The sequence below is a fragment of the Imperialibacter sp. EC-SDR9 genome, assembly GCF_902498805.1.
Taxonomy (GTDB): Bacteria; Bacteroidota; Bacteroidia; order Cytophagales; family Cyclobacteriaceae; genus Imperialibacter.
Map to the genome: position 1 here is coordinate 31,710 of NZ_LR701615.1, position 8,043 is coordinate 39,752.

Below are 8,043 nucleotides of genomic sequence, written 5' to 3' on the forward strand. Positions count from 1 at the left end.
TAAATTATTGAGTAATGTGGACTTCAAGTGATTACTTTTGAACGAAACCTCTTACAAACAGTAGATAAATTTAAAACTGATAAAAGTGAAACAACTATATCTGGCTTTTCTCTTACTTCCGGGAGTAGTATGTGCTCGTCAACAGGTACAGGAGTCGACGGTTTTTGTGATAGACGCTGAAACTAACCTGCCGATAGAGGGAGCTGTAGTGACTCTGAAGTCTGGCCAGGCGGTCGCAGCAGAAAATGGTGAGGCTGTACTCACAACTGAACTACCTGTGGAAGCGCTGCTTTCCCATGTCAGTTACATATCCACTAAAATGGTGATAAGTAAGGCAGGCCAAACGGTGTACATGCAGCCGTTGGAAAAGATGCTGCAAGCTGTAGAAGTAACAGGCTTTGATTTTGAAAGGGAGCTGATCGATCAGGCAGCGCCAATAGCCTACTTACAGCCTGCCGATCTGGCCAAATTCAACGAAACCTCCCTTGTGCCTTCGCTCAACACCCTACCGGGTGTGCGGATGGAAGAGCGGGCACCGTCAAGTTACCGGATTTCCATAAGGGGGAGCTCCATCAGGTCACCTTTCGGGGTGAGAAATGTGAAAGTATACTGGAACGACCTGCCTTTTACAGAGGCCAACGGAACCACGCCACTGAACATCTTAGACTTGTCGAACACAGAACGAGTAGAGGTGCTAAAAGGGCCTTCGGGAAGTGTGTATGGCGCTGGAACAGGTGGGACGCTTTTGCTTAGCAGTGCTAATCCCAGAGACATCAAAGGCAATGGCCTGACCTGGCAAAGCATGGCTGGCAGCTACGGCCTGTGGAAGCACCAGTTTTCCGGAACCGCTCGCCGTGATAAGAGCCTGATAGAGGTAAAAGGTGTTTCTCTTAAGTCGGACGGGTACCGGGAGCAGTCTTTTACCGACAGAAAAGTGGCACAGGTGTCGGCGCATTTGTTCCCGTCGGCCAACCACACTGTTTCCGTTCATTCATTTTTCAGCGACCTCAACTACGGTATCCCGGGGGGGCTTACGCTGGACCAACTCAACGAAGACAGGCGCCAGGCCAGGCCAGGCAGTGTCGACAGGAACTCGTCGATTGACCAGAAGTCGGTGTATGTGGGAGTGGTGAATGATATTGTTATTTCCGACAATTTTGAGAATAAAACGAGCCTGCTTTACTCTTATGTCGATTTCCAGAATCCATTCAACCTCGACTATAAAAGAGAATTTAACTCTGGACTGGGGGGTAGGACAAAATTTGTCTGGCACAAGAGTGCAGGCGAAGCACAGGCCCACTTGTCGTTTGGTGGCGAGTGGCAGCAGGGGTGGAGCAACGCTTACAACTTTGGCAACGTGATGGGAAAGGCCGACACACTGCGCTTTCACGACGACTTGTTGATCAAACAATACTTTGCCTTTGCCCAGCTGGATGTAGACCTGCCAGGCGAATGGGTGGTGACAGGTGGCTTGAGCAGAAACTACCAGGTATTTGATATTGACAGAGATCAGTCGAAAGTTGGCCCTGCATTTACCTACAGCAACTCGTTTGACCCGATTTGGGTGCCCAGGCTGGCAGTACTTAAAAAGCTATCTGATCGCCAGTCAATCTACGCTTCTTTGAGTAACGGTTTTTCGCCGCCGACTATAGACGAGGTTCGAACCAACGAGGGGAGTATTAACAAGAATTTGACAGCCGAAAAAGGTACTAACTACGAACTGGGCTACCGTTCATCGATTATTGCCGACAGATGGTTTGTGGATGCTACTGCTTTCTATTTTAAGCTCAAAGGAACCATCGTGACCCGGACAAATCAGGACGGAGTGGTGCTGTTTGACAATGCTGGCAACACAAACCAAAAAGGTTTAGAGTTGAAAGTAAACGGAGTTTTGTCAGAGAACCCAACGGCATTTGTAGCTTCCTCCAAGCTCCAGGTCGCCTACACTGGGTATCACTTTCGGTTTGAAGATTACCAAAAAGGTGACGACGACTTTTCAGGGAACAAGCTAACGGGTGTGGCGCCCAACACAATGGCCACAGTATTGGATATTGCTTTTAAGGGCAACTTCTACTCGAATTTGAGCTGGTTTTGGAGCGATAAAATACCGTTGAGGGATGATAACACCGTATACGCCGATGCTTACAGCAATGTAACTTGCCGACTGGGTTGGAAGAAGCAACTCGCTTCAGGCAAATGGAGTCTGGAAGTGTTTGCTGGCGTAGATAACCTGCTGGATCAGAAATTTAGCTGGGGCAACGACCTGAATGCGTTTGGAGGCAGGAACTATCAGCCAGCGCCAGCACGAAACTACTATGGTGGATTGAAGATTCATTTATAGGCAAAAAAGAAAAGGGTGGAAGTCGACGATTGCCTTGTCAATTCCACCCCCCTTTGGTTTCTAAGAATGGTTCTTCCTATAAGAAAGAGAATCCCAACGCTACCACCCACATGCTCTGACGCTGGTCGGTGTTGTAGCCACCAACTGCATCGCCGAGTTTGCTTAGACTGCCCTCATACTTTACGTCAAGTATAAGAGGTCCAAGATCGAGCCCTGCACCTGCCTGAAAACCGACGGTGGCGTTGCTGTAGTTATTTTTCACGTCAGTCGTGATGTCACCTACTTTTGATTCGGCTTTTAGCAGGTAGCTAAATGAAGGGCCAACGTTTACACGAACAATTTTGGCGAACTTCTTTCCAAACATAATTGGTACGTCCAATTTTTTAAAGGAAAGTTCTCTGGTTTCGTCCAGGGACGCAGAAACGTCTTTCACGTGTATTTCTCCACCTGTTGCGGAAAACAACAATTCTGGCTGCAGATAGAATCCGGCAATTCCCAGACGGGCAAAAGCACCACCCTGAAAACCAATTTTGGCATCGCCGCTTTCAAATTGAGCACCCAGTGATGCTCCGGTTGATTCCTTGTCCACTTTTATGGACGATGAAGTAAGCCCTAATCTTGGCCCAATCTTAATGTCTTGCGCATTGGCGGAAGCCGCCAAGGCAACAATAGCTAGTAGGAAAAGTGTCTTTTTGATCATTTTCGTAAATTTTTAGTCCTGAATGCAAATAACGACAAAAGCAGCTGCATTATTAGAAGCGGAAGAATAAATCAAGCGTGATGTATTGATGGAACGTCGCTTCGGGGGTTTCTTTTGATGTCACATTGTGGGCCATCACGAGATCGAATGTATTGAAGGCCATCCCTAGTCCGACCTGGTGGTGGAGAAGAAGAGGTTCCAGGGTTTCGGTATATTGGCTTGGCTGGCCTATAAAATTGCCTTGCACGGTAGCATCGTAAAATCTGTATCGAAAGCTTTCTTTTATGAAGATGAAAAATTCTTCCATCCCTTGACGACGATTTGCCGAATTGCTCAATCTATTGCCTCCCCAAACCGACTCCTTTACTGGCTTCAGCTCCCCAATTCGGAGGGCAACGCCCTGGATAGATTGGGTAAGGACGGTGCCCAGTCTGTTGGTTGTTTCCCAGTATATCTCGGCGTTTTCATGGTGTACGAGTCGCTGGAGATAGTACAACGAAGCGTGAAGCGACGGTGAGTTATTGATTTGATGATTCCAACCCCTTGGTTTTCTGAAGCCGAGCACGTCGTGCCACCATGACTGCAACGGTTGGACTTTGGTGGCTGGTCCTACCATGCCCAGATCCGCTGATAGCCTGAGTACAGATTTTTTTCCTGTGCCCTGCCATCCGGTTTGAAGGTAGATCCAACCAGCATAGGGCCTGTCAAATTGATCGGGATTCGTCCATTTGGGGTTATAGGGAGTGAAAAATACATGAGCAAACTGGTAGTAGAAGTGCTCCCGGGAGGTACTGTCCTTTTTGAATAACCTGGCGGCTAATGCTGACCTTCGGTTCGCTTTTCGTTTGAGCGTGGCAAATATTCCGGAGCTATAGTACCTGTCTACAGCAGAAAACAGGAACGCATCGTTGTCAATGGTGAGGTTTACCTCGCTTCTGAGCGACTGTGATTGGGCTTTGGTGAGCAGGCAAACGAAGCCAATGAGCAGCAGACATATTCGGGTTTTCATTGGTGGCTAATATAGCCATTGCCAAACATGAAACCAGAAACCTCTTATTACCAAATGAAAAGTCGATTTTATTAAGGATATTACACTATGCGACTTGATAGATATTTGCGAGTAATGTTGTTACTGTATACTACGCTCACCGGTTGTTCATCAGCAAGTGATCAACAAACTGAGGGTGAAAAAACAGCAGTTGTTCTGAGAATAGCCTTCAACGTGCTTGTGGATGAACCCAACGATAACTATGAGGTATTTACCATGGACCTCAATGGAGAAAATAGGGTGAACGTAACAAATCAACCTGGAGTTGAATGGACTTACGACGCCTGGGGCGACCGCCTTTTTTACATTTCTGATAAAGACACGACGCACCGCTATTATTTCTTATATGAAACCGACGCCTATGGTAAAAACCATCGAAAAGTTACTGATTATAGACTGAAGGATAGCTGGATGAGCACCAGAAACGACGGGAAAGAAATTATTGTCAACCCCAGAGTAGAAGGAGATAGTGCTTTCTATATATTAAGTACTCAAACAGGCGAGCTCATTAGTAAAATTTATACCAATAAACGCTCTTACAATGACCCCTGTTTCTCGCCTGATGGAAGCCGTGTTGTATTTAGAGGAGCAGATATGGCCTTTAAAAAAGACAATGGTTATGTCGACGAACTATATATCATCAATGTAGACGGAAGCGGAGTTCGGCAGCTAACTCATTATCCACCCGACGATACACTGTCGATGTGGTACCAATACCACGCAGCGCCACCTATATGGGAGCCCAACAGGGATATTATTACCTACGCCTCTGTGCAAAAAGGTAATAGCAGCATTTTTGAAATCAAACCTGACGGAGCGAACCAGAGGAAAATTACTCCAGACAGTTTACATGCTACCTGGCATAGTTGGTCACCCGACGGCAGGTGGCTGGTTTTTGACGGGTATATCAGGGCAGACACGATAGTGAACTATGATATTTTCCTAATGAACTACGACGAGAAAACAATTGAAAGACTAACATTCGATACGCTGTATCAGCAGGCGCCGGTGTTTGTGGAAACAGGAGTGAACGAATAACAATTCTGTCAATCTCTTGCGCATGCCGCCTTTAGCATCCACTTTTGTGATGGCTATGAAGAGCATCACCCCTCAAATGCAGCAAAGGTTGGACGAGCGTAAGGCCAAAGGCAATTTACGTGCTCTGCCCGGCATCCATTTGCCACACGACTTTACTTCAAACGATTATCTGGGGCTGGCCAGATCAACGGAGCTTGGACAAATGATAGCCCGAAGGCTTGGAGAACTGGGAGCTCCGGCCCACGGAGGCACAGGATCCAGGTTGCTTTCCGGCAATAGTGACTTTGCCATGGATTTAGAGCAAAAGCTGGCCCGCATTTTTAAAGGTGAAGCTGCCCTGGTTTTTAACTCGGGCTACCAGGCCAATCTTTGTTTGATATCTGCTGTAGCACAAAAAGGCGATACGATTCTCTACGACCAGCTTTCCCATGTTTGCCTCAAGGAGGGAGCGTGGCTGAGCAAAGCGAAGACTTTTGCCTTTCTCCACAACGACCTTGCTGACCTTGAACGAAGGCTGAAAACTGTTGAAGGAAACACCTTTGTAGTGATTGAGTCGGTGTATTCTATGGATGGAGATGTTGCCCCCTTGAAGGAGATAGCGGCGCTTTGTAAAAAATATGAAGCTAGGTTAATCATAGATGAAGCGCATGGTACCGGCGTTTTTGGAGAATGTGGCAGCGGCTTGGCTTGCGCTCTTGGTTTGGAAGAAGCCTTCTTTGCCCGAGTTTACACGTTTGGTAAGGCGATGGGTGTTCACGGTGCAGTAATTGTTGGCGAACAGAATCTGATCGACTACCTCGTCAATTTTGGTAGGGCATTTATTTACACAACGGCGATGCCGCTGCATAGTCTGGTGGCTATTGAGCAGGCGTTCAATTACCTGTCGAAAAACCAGCATCTGCAAGCCGAACTTAGACAAAGGATAGCGTTGTTTTTAAGGCAGTTTCCTGAGGAGACTGACATGAAGAGAATACAGAGCAATACAGCCATTCAACCTATTGTTGTGCCGGGCAACGAAAGGGCAAAAGCTATGGCAAAAGCTTTACAGAGCAAAGGATTTGACGTCCGCCCGATTTTAGCACCTACGGTGAAAGAAGGAGAGGAGAGGCTGCGAATTTGCCTGCATACCTACAACACAGAAGAAGAAATAAATGCACTATGTCAGATTTTAAGCCAGCCACTCTAAGCAGGTATTTTGTGACGGCTATCGGTACCGATAGCGGAAAAACGCTGGTGAGTGCCATTGTTTGTGAAGCGCTTCACGCCGACTACTGGAAGCCGATTCAGGCCGGAATGCCCAGAGACACTGATACGGTACAGTCGCTGGTGAGCAATGAAAAGACACAATTCCATTCAGAGGCATACCTGCTGAACACACCAGCCTCACCCCATGCGGCAGCGAAGGCCGATGGCGTTGAAATAAGCATGACGAAGATCAAGTTGCCGCAAACCAACAATTGTCTGATCATTGAAGGGGCGGGCGGTTTGCTCGTGCCGCTCAATGATTATGATTTTGTCTCCGACTTGATTATAGAATTCAAGGCAGAGGTCATCCTTGTCGCCAACCTTTATTTGGGAAGCATCAATCACACCTTGTTGTCGGCAGAATATCTTAAGACGCACAAGGTGCCCGTGGCTGGAATTATTTTCAACGGCCCCGCTAATCCGGAAAGTGAGCAAATCATTATGGCAAAAACAGGATGGCCTGTGCTACTTCATATCCATCAGGAAGAGAAAATAGACACGGAGGTGGTGAAGAAGTATGCAGCACAATTGAATAAGAACTGGAAATGAGTAAATCGCTTCAGGAAATAGACAAATCCTTCATTTGGCACCCCTTCACGCCGCTGGAGGGAGCTATTGCACCACTTGTTGTTACGAAAGGGGAGGGCGCCTACCTCTACACCGAAGATGGGCGGAAAATCCTTGATGCTGTGTCGTCGTGGTGGGTAAACATTCATGGCCATGCGCAGCCAGACATAGCCCGGGCTGTTGCAGAGCAGGCCATGAAGCTGGAGCAGGTCATCTTTGCAGGCTTTACGCATGAGCCGGCTGTGCGGGTAGCGGAAAGTCTTTTGGCTCTGCTGCCGGATAAATTTTCTAAGGTTTTTTATTCCGACGATGGCAGCACGTCGGTGGAAGTGGCTATTAAGCTGGCACTTCAATATTGGCACAACCTGGGCACACCTAAGAAGCGACTAATCGCCATAGAAGGTGCTTACCATGGCGACACCTTTGGGGCCATGGCGGTTGGTGACAGGGGAGGGTTTACAGCCCCGTTTGGTTCCCTTCTGTTTGATGTCGACTTTATTCCGTTTCCGACTGAACAGAATAAGCTTCAGGTGTTTGAACGCCTGAATGAGCTTACCGCTACAGGCGAGGTCGCCGCCTTTATTTTTGAGCCCCTGGTGCAGGGGGCCGGAGGCATGAATATGTATTCTCCCGCAATTTTGAATGAGCTAATGTCTATTGCTCAGCGCAACAAAGTGATCTGTATTGCAGATGAGGTGATGACGGGATTTGGCCGGACTGGCACTATCTTCGCTACCGATCAAACCACCCATAAGCCCGACCTGATGTGCATATCGAAAGGCATCACAGGCGGCTTTCTGCCGTTGGGCGTCACTGCTGTGGCTGACTTTATTGTTGAGGCCTTTGCAACGGATGACCTTTCGAAGACCTTCTTTCATGGGCATTCGTTTACCGCCAACCCGTTGGCGTGTGCTGCCGCCATTGCTAGCATGAAGCTATTGCTCGATGAATCGTGCCTGCGGCAGCGTCAGATGATTGAAAGAATGCATCGGGCGTTTGGCAAACAAATAAGCGGTGATACGAGGGTGAAAAATGTGAGAGTTACCGGTACAATTCTGGCGCTGGATATCAATACAGGTGTTACGTCTTATTTCAATGACATAC

General features: G+C 47.7%; 7 protein-coding genes. 5 read left to right on the forward strand and 2 right to left on the reverse strand.

The genetic code is table 11. The features are described from left to right. The first annotated feature begins 85 nt into the window (after positions 1-85). Complete coding sequence (locus GC130_RS24845; RefSeq protein WP_152001078.1) at positions 86-2,341, forward strand: TonB-dependent receptor; 2,256 nt, start codon at positions 86-88, stop codon at positions 2,339-2,341. A gap of 76 nt (positions 2,342-2,417) precedes the next feature. Here GC130_RS24845 and GC130_RS24850 read toward each other — a convergent pair whose 3' ends face one another. Both GC130_RS24850 and GC130_RS24855 read right to left on the reverse strand, forming a co-directional pair. Beyond that, the gene (locus GC130_RS24850; RefSeq protein WP_152001079.1) at positions 2,418-3,041 is read right to left on the reverse strand and encodes a porin family protein; all 624 of its coding nucleotides are present in this window, start codon (positions 3,039-3,041) and stop codon (positions 2,418-2,420) included. A gap of 52 nt (positions 3,042-3,093) precedes the next feature. Then, positions 3,094-4,050, reverse strand: a complete 957-nt coding sequence (locus GC130_RS24855; protein WP_152001080.1) for a lipid A deacylase LpxR family protein — start codon at positions 4,048-4,050, stop codon at positions 3,094-3,096. A 114-nt stretch (positions 4,051-4,164) separates the two neighbouring features. Here GC130_RS24855 and GC130_RS24860 point away from each other — a divergent pair, with 114 nt between their 5' ends. The 4 genes from GC130_RS24860 to bioA form a co-directional block, all read left to right on the forward strand. Further along, a complete protein-coding gene (locus GC130_RS24860) occupies positions 4,165-5,127 on the forward strand; it encodes a PD40 domain-containing protein (RefSeq protein WP_193217996.1) in 963 nt (320 codons plus the stop codon). A gap of 22 nt (positions 5,128-5,149) precedes the next feature. Beyond that, positions 5,150-6,313 carry an 8-amino-7-oxononanoate synthase gene (locus tag GC130_RS24865; protein WP_226940603.1) on the forward strand — a complete coding sequence of 388 codons (1,164 nt, stop codon included), beginning with the start codon at positions 5,150-5,152 and terminating at the stop codon, positions 6,311-6,313. Next, positions 6,286-6,921, forward strand: coding sequence for a dethiobiotin synthase (gene bioD, locus GC130_RS24870; protein ID WP_152001082.1), 636 nt, complete (start codon positions 6,286-6,288; stop codon positions 6,919-6,921). The genes GC130_RS24865 and bioD overlap by 28 nt, the downstream gene beginning before the upstream one ends. Continuing rightward, positions 6,918-8,043, forward strand: a 1,126-nt coding sequence (gene bioA, locus GC130_RS24875; protein WP_152001083.1) for an adenosylmethionine--8-amino-7-oxononanoate transaminase, incomplete at its 3' end; no start/stop codon positions are given. The genes bioD and bioA, both read left to right, overlap by 4 nt.

Excerpts from the sequence above, each read along its gene's own strand:
- GC130_RS24850 (WP_152001079.1), bottom strand. The coding sequence starts at position 3,041 with ATGATCAAAAAGACACTTTTCCTACTAGCTATTGTTGCCTTGGCGGCT.
- GC130_RS24855 (WP_152001080.1), bottom strand. The coding sequence starts at position 4,050 with ATGAAAACCCGAATATGTCTGCTGCTCATTGGCTTCGTTTGCCTGCTC.
- GC130_RS24860 (WP_193217996.1), top strand. The coding sequence starts at position 4,165 with ATGTTGTTACTGTATACTACGCTCACCGGTTGTTCATCAGCAAGTGAT.
- GC130_RS24865 (WP_226940603.1), top strand. The coding sequence starts at position 5,150 with ATGCCGCCTTTAGCATCCACTTTTGTGATGGCTATGAAGAGCATCACC.
- bioD (WP_152001082.1), top strand. The coding sequence starts at position 6,286 with ATGTCAGATTTTAAGCCAGCCACTCTAAGCAGGTATTTTGTGACGGCT.